Genomic DNA, 483 nt, shown 5'->3' with positions numbered 1-483 from the left:
GATTTGGGGTTTTCATTCCCAAACTCATATGCGGTCGCATTTCATTGTATATGAATATTGATTCTTCAACGAACTGTTTTAACTCATCAATATTTCGACATTCATATAGTAAAAATTCTTGTTTTAATATTCCGTTTACTCGTTCAGCCAAAGCATTTTGATAACAGTCATAACCATCCGTCATAGAAGGTTTAATATCACTTTCATTCAGCTTCATTTGATAGCGCTCAGAGCAATATTGTAAGCCTCTATCTGAATGATGAATGCTGTCCTTGCAATATAAACGTTGAGCGACAGCCATATCTAATGCTTTGACAACATCTGTCGCTTTCATTTCATTACTCAATTCATAGCCCATTATTCTTCGACTGTAAGCATCTGTCACCAAGGATAAATAATGTACTCCTTGCGCTGACTTCACATAAGTTATATCGCTGACAAAAACTTCTTCAGCGGACTTAGGAGTATAGTCTTTCAATAAAT

The 483-nt window shown here is 35.4% G+C and carries 1 protein-coding gene; it reads right to left on the bottom strand.

The features are described 5' to 3' along the window. A partial coding sequence (locus E2R67_RS16510) for an IS3 family transposase (protein ID WP_134292026.1) occupies positions 1–483 on the bottom strand: 483 nt, incomplete at both ends.

The organism is Psychromonas algicola (assembly GCF_004378355.1).
Taxonomy (GTDB): Bacteria; Pseudomonadota; Gammaproteobacteria; order Enterobacterales; family Psychromonadaceae; genus Psychromonas.
The sequence above is the reverse complement of the archived record's forward strand: the minus strand, read 5'-3'. Positions and strand labels throughout refer to the sequence as shown.